Origin of the sequence: Streptomyces sp. MUSC 14, from assembly GCF_001866675.1 — a bacterium.
Taxonomy (GTDB): Bacteria; Actinomycetota; Actinomycetes; order Streptomycetales; family Streptomycetaceae; genus Streptomyces.
The window spans coordinates 155,136-176,986 of the sequence record NZ_MLYN01000028.1 but is presented as its reverse complement, the minus strand read 5'-3'; the positions used below and the strand labels follow the sequence as shown (position 1 = coordinate 176,986).

Sequence of the window (21,851 nt, the reverse complement as noted above, 5' to 3'; positions counted from 1 at the left end):
ACGGCTATCAGCACACCGAAGCAGCGCCCCCGGACCGGTCGGTCCGGGGGCGCTGCCGTACATCCTGACCGCTCTGGTCCTCAGACCCGGTCGATGACGAGTGCGGCCGCGCCGACCCCGGTCAGCACCACACCGAGGGCGAAGGAGAGCCAGTGGTGCGCGATGAGGTCCACGACGCCCCAGTGCAGGGCGCCGGCCGCCTGGGCGTCCTCCGGGTCGGCGGGGTCGTAGACGACGGTGGTGGGCACCAGGTCCTCGGCCCCGGAAGGGCGGCCGCTGGGCACATAGAGCGACTCCGCCAGCTCGTCCTCCGGTACGTATACGTCGTCCCCGTCGGCGGCCCGGAAAATGAGCTGCACACTGCTCACCGAGCACCCGCCGCCACGGCCCGACGAACACGAGTAGCCGAGGGCGGCGCTGCCGGGCACCCGCCGCCCGTGCGCGCGAAGGTCGGAGATGTGGCTGTCGGCCTGCGCGATATCCCGGACATCGGCCACGAGGATGCCCAGTCCGACCAGCGTCATCACCGCCATGGCCACCGTGCGGCCCACTGCCCATATACGACTGTCTCTCTGCACCCGCACACGCTATCGGGGCGCGTCACGGCCCCGGCGTGCGCCTCGGGCGCCTGCGCAGCACGCTGGGGGCATGGGCAATCCGACGCAGTACCCGCACATCGTGGTCCACTCCCCCGCCCTGGACGGCTCCCGGCGGGTCACCGAGGGCGAGGTGACGCTGGGGATCGCCTCCCATCTGGACGATGTCGTGGAGATCCTGCGGCTGGCGGACCTGGACCGGATCGAGGTGGAGGAGAGCGACCTGATCGAGTGGCAGGGCGGCGGCCCCGACGACTGGCCGGGGCTGTCGGAACACGAGGTGTGAAGGGGTGGAGAAGGGCCGGTCCCGTGCGGGGGTGCGGGAACGGCCGAGGGCGGCCCGTCCTCCCGGACGGGCCGCCCTCGGCTTGTCGGCTTGTCGGCTTGCCGGCGCTACGGCCGTCAGACCTTCAGCGGCTTGATCGAGGTCGGCGCGTGGCCCGGCTCGGTGGCCAGGTCCTCGAACTCGGAGATGTCGCTGATGTCCATGGTGCGGCTCATCGAGATGTTGGTGATCCGCTCCAGGATCGCCTCGACGACGACCGGCACCCTGTACTCGGCGGCCAGCTTCTTGGCCTGCTCGAAGGCCGCGCCCAGCTGGTCCGGCTCGGTGACCCGGATCGCCTTGCAGCCGAGGCCCTCGGCGACCTTGACGTGGTCGACGCCGTAGACGCCGAGCTCGGGGGCGTTGATGTTCTCAAACTCCAGGTTGACCTGGAAGTTGATGTCCAGACCGATCTGGGCCTGGCGGATCAGGCCGAGGTAGGCGTTGTTCACCAGGACGTGGACGTACGGGATCCGGTGCTGGGCGGCGACGGCCAGCTCCTCGATCAGGAACTGGAAGTCGTAGTCGCCGGACAGGGCGACGACCGGGGAGTCCGGGTCGGCCTTGGCGACGCCGATCGCGGCCGGGATGGTCCAGCCGAGCGGGCCGGCCTGGCCGCAGTTGATCCAGTGCCGCGGCTTGTAGACGTGCAGCATCTGCGCGCCGGCGATCTGGGAGAGGCCGATGGTGGTGACGTAACGGGTGTCCGGGCCGAAGGCCTTGTTCATCTCCTCGTACACGCGCTGCGGTTTCATCGGCACGTTGTCGAAGTGCGTACGGCGCAGGAGGGTCGCCTTGCGCTCCTGGGTGGAGGCGACCCACGCGGAGCGGTCGGGCAGCCTGCCCTCCGCCTTCAGTTCCTTCGCGACCTCGATGAACAGCTCCAGCGCGACCTTGGCGTCGGAGACGACACCGTAGTCCGGCGGGAAGATCTTGCCGATCTGGGTGGGCTCGATGTCGACGTGGACGAACGTCCGCTCGCCGCGGTAGACGTCCAGCTTGTAGCCGGTGTGGCGGTTGGCCCAGCGGTTGCCGATGCCGAGGACGGCGTCGGACTCCAGGAAGTTGGCGTTGCCGTATCGGTGCGAGGTCTGGACGCCGACCATGCCGGCGTTCAGCTCGTGGTCGTCGGGCAGCGCGCCCCAGCCCATCAGGGTCGGCACGACCGGGGTCTGGGTCAGCTCGGCGAACTCGACCAGCAGGTCGGCGGCATCGGCACCGAGGACACCGCCGCCGGCGACGATGACCGGGCGCTCGGCGGCGAGCAGGAAGGAGAGCGCCTTCTCGATCTGGGCGCGGGTCGCGGCGGGCTTGTAGACCGGCAGCGGCTCGTACGTGTCCGGGTCGAACTCGATCTCGGTCTGCTGGACGTCGATCGGCAGGTCGATCAGGACCGGGCCGGGGCGGCCGGAGCGCATCAGGTGGAAGGCCTGCTGGAAGACGCCCGGGACCTGCGCGGCCTCCAGGACGGTGACCGCCATCTTGGTCACCGGCTTGGCGATCGAGGCGATGTCGACGGCCTGGAAGTCCTCCTTGTGGATCACGCTGGTGGGCGCCTGGCCCGTGATGCACAGGATCGGGACCGAGTCACCGATGGCGGAGTACAGGCCGGTGATCATGTCGGTGCCGGCGGGGCCGGAGGTGCCGATGCAGACGCCGATGTTGCCCGGCCTGGTGCGGGTGTAGCCCTCGGCCATGTGCGAGGCGCCCTCGACGTGGCGGGCGAGGGTGTGCTGGATGCCGCCACCCTCCTTGAGCGCCTTGTAGAAGGGGTTGATCGCCGCTCCCGGCACGCCGAAGGCGTCGGTGACGCCCTCACGCTTGAGGATCTCAACTGCCGCGCGGGCAGCGGTCATACGAGCCATCGAGTACTCCTGCTTCGGCTGTCGGATGCGTACTCCCGTCGCGCCCCGCGGTGAGCACAGCTGCGTCCGTGATGTTCATTAGTTTCCGCATTACGGAATTTAATTTCTACTATCTGGAAGCAATGTAGGGGGGCGGACGAAAGCCGTCAAGAGACACCGGAGAGGGCCGCGAATCGGCGAAGACCCGGCAAGCGCCGGACAAGCGGGGCAGGACAGGAGGACCATGGGCAGCGCTGTCCCGACGCGACGCCTGGGAGTGGGCCATGCCCGAGAGCGTGCCGGTGCGCTGTCCGGCCTGTCGGCGCGAGTACGTCTACACCGCGCCGGTCTACCCGTGCGCGTGCGGCACCCCCACCGCACCGCGCCTGGATCCGGCCGCCGAGCCGGTCGTGACGGTGCACCGCGCCTGGGACGACGAGTGGATCGCGGTGCCGTGCGCCGCCTGCGGCCGCCGGAGCCACTGGCCCCACCCGGAACTGGGCTGCCCCTGCGGCACGGTCCTGCGCATCCCGGTCACCGCCCCCTCCGGGCCCGGACCCCTTACGGGGGCGGAACCGCCGGACCGGGAATCCGGGACACACGCCGGGACACGGCCGGGCGCGGCTCCGCCGCCCGGAGCAGGCACCGGACCGACACCGAATCCCGCGTCGAGACCGGGGGCAGCGGGGCCGGAAGCAGTACCGGGGACAGGGACAGGCACACAGCCGGACCTGAGATCGGCGCCCACGACGGACTCAGCGACGACATCAACTTCGGAGCCGGCACAGGAGCCGGGCACGGTGCAGGGGGCAGGCTCGGCACAGGAGCCGGATACGGCGGCGGAAGCAGGCCCAACACAGGAGACGGCATCGGCGCAGGAAATGGGTCCGGCGCCGGGGACAGGCTCGGCACAGGGGACAGGCTCGGCACAGGAGACGGGATCGGCGCAGGAGATGGGTCCGGCGCCGGGGGCAGGCTCGGTGCAGGAGCCGGATACGGCGGCGGAAGCAGGCCCAACACAGGAGACGGGATCGGCGCAGGAAATGGGTCCGGCGCCGGGGGCAGGCTCGGCACAGGGGCCGGATACGGCGGCGGAAGCAAACCCAGCAGAGGAGACGGGATCGACGCAGGAGATGGGCCCGGCGCCGGGGGCAGGCTCGGTGCAGGAGCCGGATACGGCGGCGGAAGCAGGCCCAACACAGGAGACGGGATCGGCGCAGGAGATGGGTCCGGCGCCGGGGGCAGGATCAGCGCAGGAGACGGACTCGGCGCCAGGGGCAGGATCGGCACAAGAGACGGACTCGGCGCCGGAGACAGGCCCGGCGCCGCAGCGGGACTCGGTGCCGCAGGCAGGCCCGGTACCGAAGGCGGGCGAGGCACCGGCCGGACGGGGGACGCCGGTGGGAGGCGGAGTGCCCGCAGGAGGCGAGGTGCTGCCGAAAAGCGGTGTGACGGCCGGAGGCGAGCCGCCGATGGAAGGCAGCGTCCCCCCGGAAGGCGAGGCCGTGGCCAGAGCCGAGGTACCGACGGAAGGCAGGGCGCCGGCCGGAGACGAGGTGCCGATGGGAGCCGGGACCCCGGCCGGAGACGGGACACCGGTCGGACTCGGCACCCCGACCAAACACGGGACACCACCCGCACACGCCACCCCGACCGAAGACGGCACCCCGACCGAAGACGGGACACCACCCCCACCCAGCACCCCGGCAGAACACGCGACACCACCCGCACCCGAGTCGCCCGCGGCCGGAACCCGAGAGGTGTCAGAGGTGGGGGCGGGCTGGGGGGTCGTTGCCCGGCCGGCGTTTCAGCCGCGTGTCATCCGTACCGCCCGGGACGCCGTCACCACCGCCGCGCTGTATCTGCGCTGGCTCGGCTACCGGGACATCCGGCGGGCCGACCAGCGGCCGCCGAACGGCATCGGGCTCGCCGCCCACGGGCTCCTCGCCCAGGTGGACCCGACCGTCCGCCCGGCGGCGCCGCGGGACGTGGAGTGCCTGTGGCTGACGGCGATGACGGAGTCCGCGGACTGTGTGTACTTCTCACTGGCCGGCTACACGGACGACGCCCGCCTGAGCGCGGCCGCCCTGGCCGTCCCCCTGTTCGTGCTGGATCTCGCGGGCGTCCCCCAGCCGATGAACGACGCGGCGGACGCCCTGCACACCGAGGGCGCGCCGGAGCGGGGGACGAGGGCGCGGGACGGGCGGACCTGAGGCCGGGAACGAGCCGGACGCCGGCTCAGCCGCCGTAGGTCTCCCGCAGTTCGATCTTGCGGACCTTCCCGGACACCGTCATCGGGAAGGCGTCGAGGAGCCGGAGCCTGCTCGGGACCTTGTAGTGGGCGAGCCGGCCCGCGCAGAAGGCGCGCAGGTCCTCCAGGGTGAGCGGGTCGGCGGGGTCCTGCGGGATGACGCAGGCGAGCACCTCCTCGCCGTACTTCTCGTGCGGCACCCCGACGACCTGGACGTCCTTGATCCGCGGGTGGGCGTGGAGGAACTCCTCGATCTCGCGCGGGTAGATGTTCTCGCCGCCCCGGATGATCATGTCCTTGATGCGGCCGACGATCTCCACGTAGCCGTCGTCCCGCATCGTCGCCAGGTCACCGGTGTGCATCCAGCGGCCCGCGTCGACGGCCTCGGCGGTCTTCTCGGGCTCGTTCCAGTAGCCGAGCATCACGCTGTAGCCGCGGGTGCACAACTCACCCGCCGTGCCGCGGGGTCGGGTCATACCCGTGGCCGGGTCGACGATCTTCACCTCCAGGTGGGGCAGCACGCGTCCGACGGTGGCCGTGCGGTGTTCGAGGTCGTCCTCGACACGGGTCTGGAGCGAGACGGGAGAGGTCTCGGTCATGCCGTAGCAGATGGAGACCTCGGCCATGTGCATCTCGGCGACGACCCGCTTCATCACCTCCACCGGGCACGGCGAGCCCGCCATGATGCCCGTACGGAGCGTGGACAGGTCGTACGACGCGAAGTCGGGGAGGTTCAGTTCCGCGATGAACATCGTCGGCACGCCGTACAGGGACGTGCAGCGCTCCCGCTGGACCGCCTCCAGCGTGGCCCGCGGTTCGAAGGACGGTGCCGGGATGACCATGCAGGCGCCGTGCGAGGTGGCCGCGAGGTTGCCCATCACCATGCCGAAGCAGTGGTAGAAGGGCACCGGGATGCAGATCCGGTCCTGCTCGGTGTAGGAGATCGACTCCCCCACGAAATAGCCGTTGTTGAGGATGTTGTGGTGGGAGAGGGTGGCGCCCTTGGGGAAGCCGGTCGTGCCCGAGGTGTACTGGATGTTGATGGGGTCGTCGCAGGACAGCTCCGGGTACGGGGCGTCGCCGGTGCCCCGCGCGAGCAGCTCCTCCCAGCTCGGGTCGCCGATGTGGACGGTCTCGCGCAGCTCCGGGCAGCGCCCCCGGACCTCCCGCACCATCGCCCGGTAGTCGCTGGTCCTGTGGCCGAGGGAGGCGAAGAGCAGGGAGATCCCGGCCTGGCGCAGGACGTACTCGACCTCGTGGGTGCGGTAGGCCGGGTTGATGTTCACCATGATCGCGCCGATGCGGGCGGTGGCGTACTGCACCAGCACCCACTCCGGGCAGTTGACCGCCCAGATGCCGACCCGGTCGCCCTTGGCGACCCCGGCGGCCACCAGGCCCTGCGCCAGCTCCTCGACGGCGGCGCCGAATTCGGCGTACGTCCAGCGCCGCCCCGAGGGCAGGTCGACGAGCGCCTCGCGGTCGGGCCAGGCGGCCACGGCTTGGTCGAGGTTGGCGCCGATGGTGTCGCCGAGCAGGGCGGTGGTGCCCGTGCCGTGCGTGTACGACGGCTGAGACGGATGAGACGGATGAGACGGCTGGGCGGTCACCGGAAGTCCTCCTCGCGGTACTCGTTCGCGGACCCCTCGGCCGTGGCCTCGCGCAGCTCGATGCGGCGGATCTTGCCGGAGACGGTCTTGGGCAGGGCGCCGAACTCCAGTCTGCGGATGCGCTTGTAGGGGGCGAGCACCTGGCGGGAGTGCTCGAAGACGACCTTCGCGGTGTCCGGGCCCGGCTCGTAGCCCTCGGCGAGGACGACGTACGCCTTCGGCACCGCGAGCCGCAGCTCGTCCGGTGCGGGCACGACGGCCGCCTCGGCCACCGCCTCGTGCTCCAGCAGCGCGCTCTCCAGCTCGAACGGGCTGATCTTGTAGTCGGAGGCCTTGAAGACGTCGTCCGCGCGGCCGACGTAGGTGAGGTAGCCGTCCGCGTCGCGGGCGGCGATGTCGCCGGTGCGGTAGTAGCCGCCCGCCATCGCCTCGGCCGTACGGTCCGGGTCGCCGTGGTAGCCGGTCATCAGGCCGACCGGGCGCTCGGCGAGGTCGAGGGCGATCTCGCCCTCGACGGCGCCGGGCGCGCCCGAGACCGGGTCGAGGAGTTCGACGCGGTACCCGGGGCTCGGGCGGCCCATGGAGCCGGTCTTGAGGACCTGACCGGGGCTGTTGGAGACCTGCACGGCGGTCTCGGTCTGCCCGAAGCCGTCCCGGACGGTGACGCCCCAGGCCCGCCGGACCTGCTCGATCACCTCGGGGTTCAGCGGCTCCCCGGCGGCGACCACCTCGCGGGGCGGGGTGCGCAGCCGGCCGAGGTCGGCCTGGACCAGCATCCGCCACACCGTGGGCGGGGCACAGAAGGAGGTCACCCCGTGCCGGTCCATCTCGGCCATCAGCCGGGCCGCGTCGAAGCGCGTGTAGTTGTGGATGAAGACGGTCGCCTCGGCGTTCCACGGCGCGAACAGGTTGGACCAGGCGTGCTTGGCCCAGCCGGGCGAGGAGATGTTCAGATGCACGTCGCCGGGTTTCAGGCCGATCCAGTACATGGTCGCCAGATGCCCGATCGGGTACGAGGTGTGGGTGTGCTCGACCAGCTTGGGGCGGGCGGTCGTACCGGAGGTGAAGTACAGCATCAGCGGGTCGTCGGCCAGGGTGGGGCCGTCGGGCACGAACGCGGCGGGCGCGTCGTACGCGTCCTCGTACACCGCCCAGTCCGCCGCCTGGTCCGCCCCGGCCGCTCCCCCGACCGCGATCCGCGTGTAACCGCCGGGCACCCCGGCGAACTTGGCGGCGTCCTCGGCCCGCGCGATCACGTGTCTGACCCGGCCCCGGTCCACGCGGTCGCGCAGGTCTGCCGGGCCGAGCAGCGGGGTGGCCGGGATGACGACCGCGCGCAGCTTCATCGCGGCCAGCGCGGTCTCCCACAGCTCGGCCTGGTTGCCGAGCATCACCAGGATCCGGTCCTCGGCGGCGACGCCCCGCGCGCGCAGATGGTTCGCGACCCGGTTCGAGCGCTCGGCCATCTCGGCGAAGGACAGCTTCGTCTCGCCGCCGTCCTCCTCGACGATGTGCAGCGCGGTCCGGTCGTTGCCGGCGGCGATCACGTCGAACCAGTCCAGCGCCCAGTTGAAGTGCGCGGGCCGCGGCCAGGCGAAGCCCTCGTAGGCGGTGGCGTAGTCCTCGCGGTGCGCCAGCAGGAAGTCCCGGGCGTTGCGGAACACCTCGGTCACCGTGCTCATCACATAACTCCTTGCTGTTCCGGACCATTGCCGGGCGGCTCTCTGGCATCGTCTAATCCGTGATGCAGGTCTCACTACCCCCGAACGGGGGTGTGGACGACCGGAAGGACGGACCAGGTGACGGCGGACGCGGCGGGGGCAGTGGAGATCGGTGGCGCGCTGGCCCGGCTGCGGCGGGCGACGGGGCTCCCGGTGGCCTTCGGCGGGCTGCTGGAGTCGGGGCGGCCGCAGATCCGGATCAGCGAGCTGAGCGGAACGCACACGGCGGCGCTGCGCGCGCTCGCGGTGACGTCCGGCAACGGGCTCGGCGGCAAGGCGGTGGCGCTGGCCCGGCCGTGCGCGGTGACGGACTACTCCAGCTCCCGGCAGATCAGCCACGAGTACGACGTCCAGGTGGCCACCGAGGGCATCCACTCGATCGTCGCCGTGCCGGTGGTGGTGCGGCGCCGGGTGCGCGGGGTGCTGTACGGCGCGCTGCGCTCGGTCCAGCCGCTCGGTGACCGCACGCTGGGCGCGGCCGTGGCCGCCGCCCGGGACGTGGAGCAGGCGCTGGTGGTGCAGGACGAGGCGCGGGAGCTGCTGGCGACGGCGCGGGCGGAGCCGGCCGGGGCCGACCGGGGCGCGGCCTGGGAGCAGGTGCGCGAGGCGCACGCGGCGCTGCGCGCGCTCGCACCCCGGATCCCGGACCCCGGTCTGCGGGCCGAACTGCTGGCCGCCTGCGGGCTGTTGACCGCATCGCGCCCGGCCGGCGGCGCGGCTCTGGCGCCGCGCGAACTCGACGTGCTGTCCTGGGTGGCGGCGGGGGCCACCAACGCGGCCGTGGCCGAACGGCTGGGGTTGCGCCCGGAGACGGTGAAGGGCTATCTGCGTTCGGCGATGCGGAGGCTCGGCGCCCACACACGAGGGGAGGCGGTGACCGCGGCCCGCAGGGCGGGGCTGCTGCCGTAGCCCGGCACGGACGGCCGCGACAGCAGTAAACAAACCTTCCTATTCAATGGGAACGGCCGTGATTTTCCCCGAGCTTGCCCTTCTGTTATTTCCCTCACGACCGCTTCCGGCCGAATTTCAGCGATCGTTGCCTAGAATTTGGCCCGGACACGCCACACGAGGGGAGCGGTGACCGTGCGACGGGACTTCCAGGAGCCTGCCAAGTGCCGTCCCGACCTGGTCATCGGCCGCGAGGAGCTGTTCACCGGCGCCCGGGAGCAGCTCGCCTCGGGCGGCAGCGTGCTGCTCCACGGTCCCGCCGGAATAGGGAAATCGACCGTCCTGCGGGCATTGGTCGAGGAATACGGCGCCACCGCGCACACGGTCCTGCGCTGCTCGGCCACCGAGTCCGAATCCCACCTTCCCTTCCTGGCCCTGGCCGACCTCCTCGGGCTGGTCCTCGACGACGTCGCGCCGCGGCTGCCCGCCGCCCAGCGCACCGCCCTGGAGTCGGCCCTCACCGGCCGCGGCGAGTCCAGCCTCCAGCGCGACGGCCTCGCCCTGCGCCTCGCCGTGCTCTCCGCGCTGCGCGCGCTGGCCGCGCGCGGCGGGGTCCTCGTCGTCGCCGACGACCTGCAGTGGCTGGATCCGGCCAGTGCCGAACTGCTCGGCTTCGCCGCCCGGCGCCTGGAGGGCACCCCGGTCCAACTCCTGTGCGCGGTACGCACGGAGGGCACCGAGAGCCAGGAGTACGACCGGCATCTGCGGGCCTGCCCGCCGGACACCCTCGCGGTCCGGCTGGGCGCGCTGACCCGCACTCAGGTGGCCCAGCTGCTCGACCACCGGGGCCACGGGCACCTGCCCCGCTCCACGGTCCGCGAGATCCACCGCACCTCCGGCGGCAACCCGCTGTTCGCCCTGGAGCTCGGCCGCGCCCTCGCCGAGCGCCCCACCCCGCCCCGGCCGGGCGAGCCGCTGCCGGTGCCGACCAGCCTGCGCGCCCTGGTGCTCAGCCGCCTGGACATGCTGTCCGTCGAGGCCCGGCGCACCCTGCTGGTGGCCAGCGCCGGCGCGAGACCCACCCCGGCCCTGCTGCACGCGGCGGGCCGGCCGCACGCCGAGGCCGAGTGCGCCCAGGCCGCCGAACTCGGGCTGCTGGCCACCGAGCCCGACGCCCCTGCCGTACGCTTCGCACACCCGCTGATCTCCGCCGCGCTGTACGCCGAGGCGCCCGCGCCGGAGCGGCGGGCGGCGCACGCGGCGCTGTCCACGGCCGCCTCCGACCCGATCGAGCGGGCCCGGCACCTGGCGCTGGCCACCGTGGGCGCCGACCCGGAGGTGGCCGCCCGGCTCGCCGAGGCCGCCGCCCTCGCCCGGGACCGGGGCGCCCCCTCGGTCGCCGCCCAGCTGGGACTGCTCGCCGCCCGGCACACCCCGGCGGACGGCGCACCGCGGCAGCAGGAGCGCCGGCTCCAGGCCGCCGAGGACGCCATCACCGCGGGCGAACTGGACCTGGCCCGGGACATCGCCCGCGAGGTGCTCGCCCGGGCGGCCGTGCCCGCCGACCGGGTGCGGGCCTGGATGATCGTCATCGACAGCGCCGGGCACACCATGGCCGAGGTGGACGCCGTCTTCCCGCAGGCCCTCGCCGACGCCGGCGACGACCCCCGGCTGCTGGCCCTGGTCCACTACCAGCTGGCCTGGCGGGCGCTGATCGTGGCGGGCGACTTCACCGAGGCCCGCGAGGCCGCCGCGCACGCTGCCGAGCTGGCCGCGCGCGGCCGGGAACGGCGCACCGAGCTGCTCGCGCTCGCCTTCCAGGCGCAGACCGAGACCCTGATGGGCCATCCGGAGGCGCCCCGCACCATCCAGCGGGCCCTGAAGGAGCCGCAGGACCCCCGGGTGACCTGGCACCACAACGGGGCGCTCAGCGCCCGGTTCCGCTGGCTGGTCATGGGCGACCAGCTGGCGGAGGCGCGAACGACGGTCACCGCGCTGCTGCGCGAGGTGCGCCGGCGCGGTTCGGTGGAGAGCGAGGTGCACTTCCTGCGCGGCCTCGCCGAGACCGAGCTGCGCGCCGGGCACTGCGGGCGCGCCCTGGAGCTAGCCCGCGACAGCCTGCGCCTGGCCCGGGACTCCGGGATCGGCGAGACCGCCTCGGCGATGCTGACCTCGCTCGCGGAGGCCTCCGGCGGCGACGTGGACCGGGCGCTCGCGCTCGCCCGGGAGGCGGTGCAGCACGCGGAGCAGGACGGCGACCAGATGTATCTCTCCCGGGCGCTGGGCGCGCTCGGGTACGCCCAGCTGGTGGCCGGGGACCCGGCGGGCACGGTGCGCTCGCTGCGCCGGGTGCGCCGGCTGGAGCTGGGGCTCGGCATCACCGACCCGGCGCGCGGCCGCTGGCAGGGCGACCTCGCCGAGGCACTGGTCCGAACCGGTGAACCGGCGGAGGCCCAGGACGTCATCGACGTGAGCCGCGAGCACGCCCTCAGGCTGGGCCGGGAGAGCGTCCTCGCCGTCCTGGACCGCTCCGAGGCGCTGGTGCGGGCCGCCCGGGGCGACCTGGAGGCGGCGACGGCCCAGCTGACGTCCGCTCAGGACCGGCTCGGCAAGCTCGGCTACGGGCTGGAGGAGGCGCGGGCCGCGTTCGCGCTGGCCCGGCTGCGGCCACGGCGCCCCGCGGGCGGCACAGGAGCCACGGCACGCGCGGCCGGCGGGGCGGGTGCGGACGGCGCGGCCGGGACGAGGAGCGCGAGCGGCACAGGGGGCGCCGGTGGCGGGGAGGGGGCCGGGGCGCGGCGCCCGGCGGCGGGGTTCGACGAGGCCACCCGGATGTTCCGGCGCTGCCGGGCGCTGCCCTGGCTGCGCCAGGTGGACGAGGCCCTGACCGTCCCCGAGCCGGACCCGGCGCCGGCCGCGGCGGACGCCCTGGACGCGCTCGGCGTGCTGGCCGCGATGGAGCGTCAGGTCGCCGCGCTGGTCATGGAGGGTGCCACCAACCGGGAGATCGCCGCCCGGCTGTTCATCAGCGTCAAGACGGTGGAGGCGACCCTGACCCGGGTCTACCGCAAGCTGGGGATCCGGTCGCGGGTCGACATCGTCCGATTGGCGGCGGCTCACCGCGCGAAGTGACGGCGCCGCCGGTTAACTGAACCGGACCGAGGGTTTTCCCTCACGCCACCCGCTAGGGGGTTCCCTCATTGGGAGCCGACGGTTCCGGGTCCTAGCGTAAAGGACGTGCCGCTCGCCCGGGCACACGGGGTCCGGTCCCGCGAACCCCGTACACCCCGCCCGTGCGACCCCCCACCGGTGCAACCCCCACTGAGGAGACTCATGTTCGGGCTCAGACGTGCCAGAAAGACCGCCGCGATCACGGTGGCCGGTGCCGCCGCCGCGGCGACCACGCTGCTCGCCTCCCCCACGGCGAGCGCGGCCCCGCAGCCCATCGTCGGCGGTACGACCACCACGACGGCGGCGTACCCGTTCGTCATGCAGATCACGGACGCCTCCGGAAACCAGTTCTGCGGCGGCACCCTGGTGGCCGCCGACAAGGTCGTCACGGCCGCGCACTGCATGGTCGGCGAGTCGACGAGCAGCGTCCGGGTGGTCGGCGGCCGGACCTTCCTGAACGGCACCGACGGCACGGTCAGCAAGGTCAGCAAGATCTGGATCAACCCGAACTACACCGACGCCACGCAGGGCAACGACGTGTCCGTGCTGACCCTGTCGACGTCGATGCCGTACACCGCGGCGAAGTACGTGTCCGCCTCGGACACCGGGGTGTACACGACCGGCGCCACGGCCCGCATCCTCGGCTGGGGCACCACCTCGGAGAACGGCGGGTCCTCCAACCAGCTGCGGACCGCGACCGTCCCGCTCGTGGCCGACTCCAGCTGCAAGACCTCCTACGGTTCGGACTTCGTCCAGTCCGACATGGTTTGCGCCGGATACGCGTCCGGCGGCACAGACACCTGCCAGGGCGACAGCGGCGGTCCCCTGCTCATCGGGGGCGTCCTGGCAGGGATCACTTCCTGGGGAGAGGGGTGCGCGGAGGCCGGCTACCCGGGTGTCTACACCCGGCTGGCCACCTTCTCGGACCTCGTGACCGCGCAGATCCGCGCGTGACCGGGAAACAGCACACCTGAGCATCCCTCAGGTCGATACCAGGGGGACGTTGCGGGCCACCACGAGCGGCCCGCAACGTCCCCCTCTCCATTGCTGTACGGCGTTGAGCCGTCGGGGGGCCGCTCAACGCCGTACGACGGCCGCAAACGGGATCTCGCGCACATCCTTCGATCGGGTGATCCCGGCGTTTCTTCAGGGCGTCTCCCGGCCTCCCGGTGGGCCGGCGTGGTCGCACACCGACTGGAGCCAGGTCAGGGCGTGGGCCAGGCGCAGGGAGTCCAGGTTCGTCAGCAGGGTGCCGAGGTGGTCGGGGTGGGCGAGGTACTCGATCGTCGCCTCGGCGAAGGCGTCGCGCACCGAGGGCGGCATCGCGTCGGAGGCGTCGAAGCAGTGCACCGCGCGGTCGTCGAGGAGGGTCGCGGCGAGGGACCGGTGCCAGTCGGCGCCCCGGGCGGAAGGGGCGGGCTGGGCGTCGGGGCTGACGGAGAAGCCCGACTCCCTGGCGTTCCAGGCGCGTTGGGCGCCGGCCGAGGCGAGGTAGCGGATCAGGGTGCGGGCCGGTGAGGTGTCGTGCAGCAGGGCGACCAGGTCGCCGGAGACCTCCCAGGCGTCGCCGGCCTTCGCCCCGGGGATGAGCCGGGCGGAGGGCTCGTACCGTCCGTCGGCGCGTTTCCAGGGGTCCTGGCTGCGGATGAAGGACGCCTGGTGCTCCAGTGTGCAGCCGCGCGGGGTGCGGGTGACCGGCTCGGCCGCGTCCTGGTACGGCGTCTTCAGCGCCCGGCGCACCAGGGCCGGGTCCCCGCCCGCGCCGACGAGGCGGCCCCAGGTCGTCCAGGCCCCCTTCACCTGCGCGGACCGCCAGGGCAGTGCACCGCGCGCCCAGCGCTGGTAGGCGTCCGGGCCGTACTGCTGGAGCAGGATGTCCTCGATCCAGTCGGTGCCGGGCCAGCCGCTGGTCGCCCCGGAGCCCATGCCGAGGCACCACTGCCCGGGCTGCCGCGCGGCCGCGGCGCGCTGCTGTGCGCTCATGCCGGCCGGGTACCAGACGATGCTCTTCAGGTCGGCCTTGAGGGGGAACCAGTACACGTGCCCGTCCAGCGGCGTGGTCCAGGACGCGCCGAAGCCGGTCCGGGGCAGCAGGCCGTCGAGCGGCTTCAGCTGTCCCTGCCGGGCGTAGCCGGCGAGTTCGCCGGGCCCGGTCAGCACCACCACGTCGGGCGGGGTGCCGGCCTCGACGTCGGCGCCGAGCACCTGGCTCTCGGCGGAGCTGCCCTGGTAGTCGACGTGGATGTGGTGCGTGCGCGCGAACGGGTCGAGGACCGTCGCGCGGAAGTTGCGCTCGTCCGTGCCGGTCCAGTTCGCCAGCAGGGTGACGGTCGGCTCCTGCCCGAGGGCGCGTACGCCGGCGACGAGGGCCGCAGCGAGCAGGACGAGGCAGCCCGCCAGCACGGTGAGGGTGCGGGCACGGCGGCGGCGCGGGGCGGCGACGGGGGCACGGGCGGACGCGGGGGCGGTGGCCGGCGTGGGGCCGGTGTGCGGGGCGCTCACCGGGGCCTGAACCGGTAGTCGTCGATGTGCCGCCGCAGTCCCGTCTCGGCGAGGGCCATGAGCAGGATGCCTCCGATCAGGATCCACACCGCCGCCGACGCACGGAAGCCGGTGTGGGCGAGGTACGAGGCGGTGTGCCGCCCCGCGTCGGTGATGAGCGGTCCGGACAGCGGGCGGTCGAGCAGGGCGCGGGTGTGCGCCATGCCCCGGTGCGTCCGGGAGGTGAACAGCAGCGCGGTGGCCACCCAGGACACGAGCAGGGCGCCCGCCGCGAGGAGCCCGCGGTTGAACCGGCGGCGGAAGCGGCGGCGCAGGAACAGCTGGGTCTCCAGCAGGGCCGCGGCGAGGACGAGGGTCAGCAACAGGGTGGCGGTCCAGCCGCACCACAGCAGCGGCCCGAAGGCGGTCTGGCGGTGCACCGTGGCACGCAGCTGGGTGCGCAGCGCCGTCAGCCGGGCCCGGATGCCGGAGCCCTGGTCCGTCAGGACGCTGGTGGCGTAGCTCAGGTAGGCCTGGCGCAACACGCTGCCGGCGGGCTGGAGTTGGGCCTGCTGGACCTTGACGGCGTACACGGTGATGAGGCCGGCGGCCGTCTGGAGGGCCTGCCGGCCCGCCGCCCCGCCGATGTCGTCCCCGGCGGCGGCCGCGAGACTCTGCGCGGCGACCGAGATCTGCTTCTGGAAGTCGCTGGTCGGCGCCGCCGCGCCGGCGTCCCGCTGGGCCTCGTCGAGCGCGTACAGGGCGGTGTCGAGGGACAGCACGGCCGGAGCACTGGCGCTGCGCAACGGACCGGCGTCCCCGTGCACCCCCTCGTACGACAGGAACAGGCAGAGTGTCAGCAGCCCCGACAGGAGCAGGAGCAGCCGGTGGCGTACGGCGAGGCCGTGCGCCGTACCGCTGACGCCCGCGCCGGGGCGGCCGGTGTCGTGCGGGGACCTGACGGGCACGGACGCCGGGGTCATGCGGGAGACCCCCTCAGGGGGCGGCCGCAGTCGCCTCCGCAGTAGGCGGAGTCGGCCGGGCCGAGCCACTTGCACTCCGGGCACTCGACCAGGTCCCCGGGGCCGCCCTCCGGCGCGCGGCCGGCGCCGGGTGGCGGGCCGGGGGCGGAGGGCTCGGGCGGGGTCGTCAGCGCGCTGGAGAGGATCAGGTGCTGCCAGTCCACGTCCTTCAGGCCGCTGCGGACCCGGCCCGTGCCCGGCCCGGTCCCGTCCTCTCCCTTCTCCTCGATGCGCCGCAGCGCGCCCACGAGCTGGGCGTCGCCCAGCTCACCGGCCACGGCCAGCACCCGCGCCAGCGCGCGGTCCGCCGCCGCCCGGCCCTCGGCGCCGCGCAGCCACGCCCGGTAGGCCTCGGCCACGGCGCCCTCCACCTGCTGGTACAGCTCGCGCCGGCGCACCCCGGGATGCTGTCGTGAGGCGTCGCGGGGGTTGTCGGTCCAGCGCACCAGGACGGGTCTCGGCGGGGGCAGCCGCACCGGGCGTCCGGCCTCGGGTACGACCACCTCCACGGCGGCGAGCTGGAGGTCCTCGCCGGTCTCGCGGCCGGTCGGGTCGGCACTCAGGACGGCCTGGAAGTGCCGTACCTCGTCGCCCCAGGCCCGGGTGACGTACTCGGTGGCGCGGCCGCCGGAGCCGGCGGCCGGGACGGCGGTCAGCTCCTGCTCGTGCGGCACCACCTGGGTGATCCGGCGGATCACCGTGCCGGGGGTGGGGGTCAGTCTGATGCGCAGCTCGGGTACCGCCGTGCCGAGCAGGTCCCGCATCAACTCCTCGTAGGCCGCGGTCAGTTCGGACTCGTCGCGGACCGCTCCGGCCCGGCCGTGCAGCCGCCGGGTGATGCGCAGCAGCAGCTCGGCGTCCCAGTCGTCGCCGATGCCCCAGGCGTCGCAGACGAACCGGCCCTCGCACGCGTCCAGCGCGGTCCGGAGGGTCATGGCGGCCCGGTGGTCGTGCTCGTTGCGCCCGTCGGTCAGCAGCAGGACGTGCTTGACCGGGGCGCTCTGCCGCGTCAGCAGCCGGCGGGCGAGGTCGAGCCAGGTGCCGATGGCGGTGCCGCCGTCCGCGTCCAGGATCCGTACGGCCCGCTCGGCGGCGTCGCGTTCGGCGGGCCCGGCGACCGCCATCGGCGGGCCGCCGGGGCCGGGATGGACCACACCGGCCCGGAACCGCCCGGAGAGCACGGCGAAGGGCGTGCCGTCGGGCAGCAGCCGGACCGCGGCGACGGTGGCGTCCTTCGCGGCGTGCAGCTTGGCGGCCGGGTGGAGCATGGAGCGGGAGGTGTCGACGATCAGCACCTCGGCGAGCGCGGGCCGCGCCCCGGGGCCGGCGGCGAGCCCCGCTCCGCCGTGGCTGCTGACGCCGATCTCCAGGATGGCGTGCATCTCCCGGCCGGCACAGCCCCCGGTCGTGGGCGCGGCGGCGGGCAGTTCCTTCTGCTGGCCGACCGCGAGCGTCACCTCGATCGGTCCGGGCACGGTCATCGTCGTCCCCCACGTGGTGGTCAGAAGGTGGTCGTCGGGCGGACCGCGTGGGCCAGGTCGAGGAGCCGGCCGTGTTCCGCGGCGGTGCGGGCCTGCGCGGCCAGCTGCCGGAAGGAGTGCTCCAGCAGGGTGCGCAGGCCGTCCTCGTCGCCGGGCCCGAGGAGGTCCCCGGCGCACGCCTCGCCCCAGCCCGGCTCCGGCCGGCCGTACAGGGCGTGCTCGCGGACCTCGGCGGCCAGCCGGGCCCGGGACTCGCCGTCGGCGGCGCCGCCGTCCAGGCGCAGTTCGGGCAGCCGCCGGGCGGCGTCGGCCAGATCGGCCGGCGAGGGCGGGCCGATGCGCAGGAGGCCGGCGCGGACGCGTACCGCCGCGATCCGGGCGGCGTCGTGGTGGCGGGAGGTGGCCGGGACGTCGTCGAGGACATGGACGGCCGCGTCCCGGCCGCCGTCGGCCAGATGGCAGCGGGCCAGCCCGAACGCGGCGGCGGTGTGCGCGAAGTCCCGTTTCCACACGGCCTCGTAGCACAGTGCGGCGCGGGCGATGCACTGCCGGCGGACCCGCGCGGCCTCGGACTCGGCTCCGGCTTCCCCTTCCCCGTGTGCGCCTGCTTCGGCCTCGGCCTGCCCGGCCGTGTGCTCCGCGCAGTAGCCGAGGGCCAGTTTGGGGACGTACTCGCCGGGCAGTGCGCCGTACACGGCGCCGAAGTGGTCCCCGGCCTCGGCGACCTCGCCCCGGCTGAGGCACAGGACGCCGCGGTGCCAGGCGAGGCGCCAGTCGTGGGCGGCGGCGCGCTCGCCGAGCTGGGTCTCGGCCTCGGCGAGCCAGCTCTCGGCCTGGCGCCGCTCACCGCGTCTGAGGTAGGCGCGGCACAGCCACAGCGCGGTCTCGGGGGTGCCGAGCCGGGCTTCGCGGGACCAGTCCAGGGCGACCTCGTCGGCGGCGTCGGGCGAGAACGTGTCCAGCAGCAGGGCGGCGCCGTCGGCGGGGTCGGGCACCGGCTCCGGGAGGGCGCCCGCGACCTCGGCGGCGGCGGGCGGGGCGACGTCCAGCGGTACGGGCCGTGCGCCGGGGCGTGCGGTCCAGTGGTCCAGGGCCGGGATCGCGCCGAGCCCGGCGTCGAGGCCGGCGCCGGCGGCGCGGAACCGGGTGGAGCTCTCCGGCAGCTGCTCGCCGAACTGGAGCGAGCGGAACTCCCGTAACACTTCCCAGAGTTGGCGGGACATCTCGGCGGCCGAACGGAACCGGGCGGCGGGTTCGGCATGGGTGGCGCGGTCGACGATCCGGCGGAAGGAGGCGGGGGCGAGCCCGCGGGCCGGTTCGGCTGCGCGGTGCAGGGCCTGGAGGGTCATGCCGACGGTGTAGAGGTCGCTGTCGACGTGCCAGCCGCGCCGGTCGATCTCCTCCTTGGGCGGGGCGAAGCCGGCCGTGTAGACGTACGCGGAGGTGCGGTCGCCGATCGCGCGGACCGCGCCGAGGTCGATGACCTTGACCGCCCGGCCGAAGTGGATGACGTTGGCCGGCTTCATGTCGCAGTACAGCAGCCCGCGTTCGTGCATGTACTGCAGGGCGCCGAGGATCTTGCAGCCGTAGGTGAGGACGTGGTCGAGGCGGGGCCGGCCGTGGAAGATCCGCTCGGCGTCGTCGGCGTCGAAGAGCTGCTGGAGGGAGCGGCCGCCGATGTAGTCCATGACCAGGTAGCCGGTGGGCGGGCGGCCGGGGGCGCGGTGGTCGGCGTAGGTGATGATGCGGACGATGTCGGGGTGGTGCAGGGCGGTCAGGGAGCGGCGCTCCTCGACGGCGCCGAGGCGGGCGCGGGTGTCGTGGACGTCGATCCGGCCCTTGAGGACGACCCGGTGGCCGTCGGCGCGGGTGTCCTCGGCGAGATGGATCCAGCCGAGGCCGCCGCGGGCGAGACAGCCGAGGACCCGGTAGTGGCCGGCGACCACGTCGCTCTTGTCCAGCTGGGGCAGGAAGGAGTACGGCGTGCCGCAGCGCGGGCAGCGGCCGGTGGCGCGGGCGCTCTGGCCGCCGTAGCCGAGGCCGACGGTCATGGTGCAGCCGTCCGCTCCGCAGCGGCGGCCGCCGGTGGGCGGGCGGGGGTCGGCCACGAGGACGTCGTCCGGTACGGGGACCTCCGGCAGGACGACCAGGCCGTGCGGGTCGAGCTCCCCGACCCCGGCGACCGCGTGCACGACGGGCGGCCCGGCGCTCTCCTCGGCGGCGGACGGGACCGGTCGCGCGGCCCGCGCGGGCGGCTCGCTGTGCGCCTCGATGTGCCGGTGCCCGCAGGTGTCGCAGTAGCCGGTCCCCATGATGTGCCCCGCGCAGCCGGGCCGGACGCACGGGATCACGACGCTCTCCCCTCTCCGGAGCGGGGAACCCGGTGCGCCGGAGCCCCGGGCCCGGAATCACCCTGCGCGGTGACCGCTTCGGCCGGTGCCACCGCCGGCTTTCCCGGAACGGGGTCACCGGGCGCCCGCACCGGAGTGCCCGCACCGGAATCGCCCTGCGCCGCGGCCGGGCCGCCCCGGGCCGCCGCCGGGCTTGCGGGGACCGGGTCCGCGGGGCGGGAGCCGTCCGGCGGCGGGAGCGGGGTGTCCCCTGTCCCGGCGGGGCTCCCGGACGTGGGCGCCGAGCAGAAGGCGATGAAGCGCTCGACGGCCGCCTCGGCGCGCTCGACGTCGCACGGCGTGTGCCGCAGCACGGAGAGCGCGTGCTCGTAGAGCAGGTACGCCTCCATGACGGGGTCGCCGGACACCGCCGGGTCGCCGCGCGTTCCCGGCGCACCCGACGTGCCCGCCGTGCCGGAGGCGGCCCGCCCCAGCGGGACGCCCTGTGCCGCCTCGGCGGCGCGGCGGCGGCACAGGGGCCACTCGGCGCTGACCCGGCCGAGGAGTTCCTCGCGGCGGTGGAGGCGGGTGTCGAGGTGGCCGATGGCCTGTTCCAGGCGCCGGCGGCGGCGCTCGGCGGCGTCCTCGAACGCGAACAGCAGCCCGGCGCGGGCGGGTTCGTGCTCGTGGTCCGGGGTGTGGGCGACCCAGGCGCGCAGCATCCGGGTGCGCCGCAGGCCGCCCTCGGCCTGCTCGACCAGCCGGCGGTCGCCGGGGCCGGGCAGCACCCGGTCCCGGAGCCGGTCGAGGGCCGGCCCCAACTCCTCCACGATCCGGTCGAGTTCGCCGTGCAGCCGGGCCCAGCGTTCGCGCAGCGGGCGGTTCACGAGCAGCTCGGTGGCGTGTTCGGCGCGTTCCCCTTCGCGGCGGAAGACCAGCAGCAGCCGGGCGCCCTGGCGGGCGAGCCTGTCCAGCAGGCCGAGCAGGGCGGCGGGTTCGGCGGCCCGGTCGACGCCGACCAGGACCGCGGCGAGCGGGACGGGCAGTGCGCCGAGCCGTTCGGGCCGGGGGTCGTCGCGGATGCCGAGCCGGGCGGCGACCCGGTCCATGACCTCGGCGGCCGTGAGCCCGCCCGCGTCCAGGGCGAGATCGTGGGCGCCGGCCGGGGGCACCGTCTCGGGCGGGTCGTGGCTGACGACGCTGGTGTTCCGGTCGGTGCGCAGCTCCCGGTCGGCGAGCGTGACGGCCCGGCCCAGCGTCCAGTCGCGGTCGCCGCGCTCGGGGACGACGGTGACGCGCACCGGCCAGCCCTCGCCCCGGAACCAGGCGGCGAGTTCGGTGGCGAACGGCACGTCGAGCGCACCGGACGTGTCCTGGGCGCCGGTGCGCAGCCGGGGGTCGACGGCCTCGGCGCCGTCGGTCCAGGCGGCGACCTGCGGCAGATGGCTGAGGATGGTCTCGGTGGGGCTCATGTAGCTGAAGGCGGAGGGGGTTCCCTCGTCCACGCTGAGGACGATGCCGATGACCCGGCCGGTCGCGTGGTCGACCACCGGGCCGCCGCTGAAGCCGGGCGCGGCCAGCTCGCCGGGGGTCCGCGGGCGCAGCTGCACCTGGCTGTCGCGGCCCCGGGCCGCCTCCAGCGTGGCGCCGTGCCAGCGGCCGCCGTCGTCGCCGTCCGGGAAGCCGTACATGCTGACCGCTCCGTACGGCACGGCGAGCCGGTGGAGCCGGGTGGCGTGGCCGTCGGGCAGGCACCGGTCCAGGCGCAGCAGGGCGAGGTCCCCGCTGCGGTCGCCGAGACCGTCCTCGCGCTGCGGCACGTGTTCGTCCTCGCGGACGCCGGCGGGTACGGCGTCCAGGCCGGGCACGGCGACCAGGCGGACGGCGTAGCGCCGGCCGGGCACGACGACGTGCGCGGCGGTGAGCACGCGGTCCGGGGCGAGCAGCACCCCCGCACCGAGCACCTGCCCGTCCGGCGCCTCGATCCGGGCGATCCAGGACGGCATCCGTAACCGCGTCGTGACGGCTCGCTCCCCCGTGCGCGTCATGGCCTCCAAGTTACTCCGCGTACCGATCCACAACTACTGGTGTGCACGGGGGCGTTGCCGAGAGGCGGGGGCCGCGGCGGGCGAGG

At 74.3% G+C, this 21,851-nt stretch carries 14 protein-coding genes; 5 read left to right on the top strand and 9 right to left on the bottom strand.

Features of this window, described 5'->3' with window-relative positions:
- Nucleotides 1-80: 80 nt before the first annotated feature.
- Complete coding sequence (locus tag BIV25_RS19395; protein ID WP_143076660.1) at nucleotides 81-578, bottom strand: DUF3592 domain-containing protein; 498 nt, start codon at nucleotides 576-578, stop codon at nucleotides 81-83.
- Between the two features lie 70 nt (nucleotides 579-648).
- Between BIV25_RS19395 and BIV25_RS19390 the strand changes: the two genes are divergently transcribed.
- Nucleotides 649-882 (top strand): hypothetical protein, encoded by a 234-nt coding sequence (locus BIV25_RS19390; protein WP_071373600.1) that lies wholly within the window; start codon nucleotides 649-651, stop codon nucleotides 880-882.
- Nucleotides 883-998: 116 nt separating this feature from the next.
- On the opposite strand, the gene gcl is transcribed toward BIV25_RS19390, so the two are convergent.
- On the bottom strand, nucleotides 999-2,786 hold the full coding sequence (gene gcl, locus BIV25_RS19385) for a glyoxylate carboligase (protein WP_079176729.1): 1,788 nt from the start codon (nucleotides 2,784-2,786) through the stop codon (nucleotides 999-1,001).
- Between the two features lie 1,541 nt (nucleotides 2,787-4,327).
- Between gcl and BIV25_RS54405 the strand changes: the two genes are divergently transcribed.
- A complete protein-coding gene (locus BIV25_RS54405; protein WP_371273041.1) occupies nucleotides 4,328-4,978 on the top strand; it encodes a hypothetical protein in 651 nt (216 codons plus the stop codon).
- A 25-nt stretch (nucleotides 4,979-5,003) separates the two neighbouring features.
- Here the strand turns inward: BIV25_RS54405 and BIV25_RS19370 are convergent, their stop codons facing one another.
- Both BIV25_RS19370 and BIV25_RS19365 read right to left on the bottom strand, forming a co-directional pair.
- Nucleotides 5,004-6,623: an AMP-binding protein gene (locus BIV25_RS19370; protein ID WP_071373597.1), complete on the bottom strand. Its 1,620-nt coding sequence runs from the start codon at nucleotides 6,621-6,623 to the stop codon at nucleotides 5,004-5,006.
- Nucleotides 6,620-8,305: an AMP-binding protein gene (locus BIV25_RS19365; RefSeq protein WP_071373596.1), complete on the bottom strand. Its 1,686-nt coding sequence runs from the start codon at nucleotides 8,303-8,305 to the stop codon at nucleotides 6,620-6,622. Before BIV25_RS19365 ends, BIV25_RS19370 begins: the two co-directional genes overlap by 4 nt.
- A 117-nt stretch (nucleotides 8,306-8,422) precedes the next feature.
- On the opposite strand from BIV25_RS19365, the gene BIV25_RS19360 reads away from it, so the two are divergent.
- From BIV25_RS19360 to BIV25_RS19350, 3 genes are all read left to right on the top strand, one after another.
- Complete coding sequence (locus BIV25_RS19360) at nucleotides 8,423-9,253, top strand: helix-turn-helix transcriptional regulator (protein WP_071373595.1); 831 nt, start codon at nucleotides 8,423-8,425, stop codon at nucleotides 9,251-9,253.
- A 168-nt stretch (nucleotides 9,254-9,421) separates the two neighbouring features.
- Nucleotides 9,422-12,364, top strand: a complete 2,943-nt coding sequence (locus BIV25_RS19355) for a helix-turn-helix transcriptional regulator (protein WP_071373594.1) — start codon at nucleotides 9,422-9,424, stop codon at nucleotides 12,362-12,364.
- A 201-nt stretch (nucleotides 12,365-12,565) separates the two neighbouring features.
- A complete protein-coding gene (locus BIV25_RS19350; RefSeq protein ID WP_071373593.1) occupies nucleotides 12,566-13,357 on the top strand; it encodes a trypsin-like serine protease in 792 nt (263 codons plus the stop codon).
- 192 nt (nucleotides 13,358-13,549) lie between these two features.
- Here BIV25_RS19350 and BIV25_RS19345 read toward each other — a convergent pair whose 3' ends face one another.
- Genes BIV25_RS19345 through BIV25_RS19325 form a run of 5 tightly spaced genes read right to left on the bottom strand, consistent with a single transcriptional unit; the run spans nucleotide 13,550 to nucleotide 21,765 of the window.
- Nucleotides 13,550-14,905 (bottom strand): extracellular solute-binding protein, encoded by a 1,356-nt coding sequence (locus BIV25_RS19345; RefSeq protein WP_079176728.1) that lies wholly within the window; start codon nucleotides 14,903-14,905, stop codon nucleotides 13,550-13,552.
- Nucleotides 14,902-15,867 carry a hypothetical protein gene (locus tag BIV25_RS19340; RefSeq protein ID WP_071373592.1) on the bottom strand — a complete coding sequence of 322 codons (966 nt, stop codon included), beginning with the start codon at nucleotides 15,865-15,867 and terminating at the stop codon, nucleotides 14,902-14,904. The genes BIV25_RS19345 and BIV25_RS19340 overlap by 4 nt, the downstream gene beginning before the upstream one ends.
- Entirely contained in the window at nucleotides 15,864-17,387 is a 1,524-nt protein-coding gene (locus BIV25_RS19335) for a VWA domain-containing protein (protein ID WP_071373591.1), read from the bottom strand. Before BIV25_RS19335 ends, BIV25_RS19340 begins: the two co-directional genes overlap by 4 nt.
- A 20-nt stretch (nucleotides 17,388-17,407) precedes the next feature.
- Nucleotides 17,408-19,738 carry a serine/threonine-protein kinase gene (locus tag BIV25_RS19330; protein ID WP_107486184.1) on the bottom strand — a complete coding sequence of 777 codons (2,331 nt, stop codon included), beginning with the start codon at nucleotides 19,736-19,738 and terminating at the stop codon, nucleotides 17,408-17,410.
- The gene (locus tag BIV25_RS19325; protein WP_107486183.1) at nucleotides 19,735-21,765 is read right to left on the bottom strand and encodes a serine protease; all 2,031 of its coding nucleotides are present in this window, start codon (nucleotides 21,763-21,765) and stop codon (nucleotides 19,735-19,737) included. The genes BIV25_RS19330 and BIV25_RS19325 overlap by 4 nt, the downstream gene beginning before the upstream one ends.
- Nucleotides 21,766-21,851 lie beyond the last annotated feature (86 nt).

Coding starts and splice junctions, on each gene's coding strand:
- BIV25_RS19390 (WP_071373600.1), top strand. CDS start 649: ATGGGCAATCCGACGCAGTACCCGCACATCGTGGTCCACTCCCCCGCC.
- gcl (WP_079176729.1), bottom strand. CDS start 2,786: ATGGCTCGTATGACCGCTGCCCGCGCGGCAGTTGAGATCCTCAAGCGT.
- BIV25_RS54405 (WP_371273041.1), top strand. CDS start 4,328: ATGGGAGCCGGGACCCCGGCCGGAGACGGGACACCGGTCGGACTCGGC.
- BIV25_RS19365 (WP_071373596.1), bottom strand. CDS start 8,305: ATGAGCACGGTGACCGAGGTGTTCCGCAACGCCCGGGACTTCCTGCTG.
- BIV25_RS19350 (WP_071373593.1), top strand. CDS start 12,566: ATGTTCGGGCTCAGACGTGCCAGAAAGACCGCCGCGATCACGGTGGCC.
- BIV25_RS19340 (WP_071373592.1), bottom strand. CDS start 15,867: ATGACCCCGGCGTCCGTGCCCGTCAGGTCCCCGCACGACACCGGCCGC.
- BIV25_RS19335 (WP_071373591.1), bottom strand. CDS start 17,387: ATGACCGTGCCCGGACCGATCGAGGTGACGCTCGCGGTCGGCCAGCAG.
- BIV25_RS19325 (WP_107486183.1), bottom strand. CDS start 21,765: ATGACGCGCACGGGGGAGCGAGCCGTCACGACGCGGTTACGGATGCCG.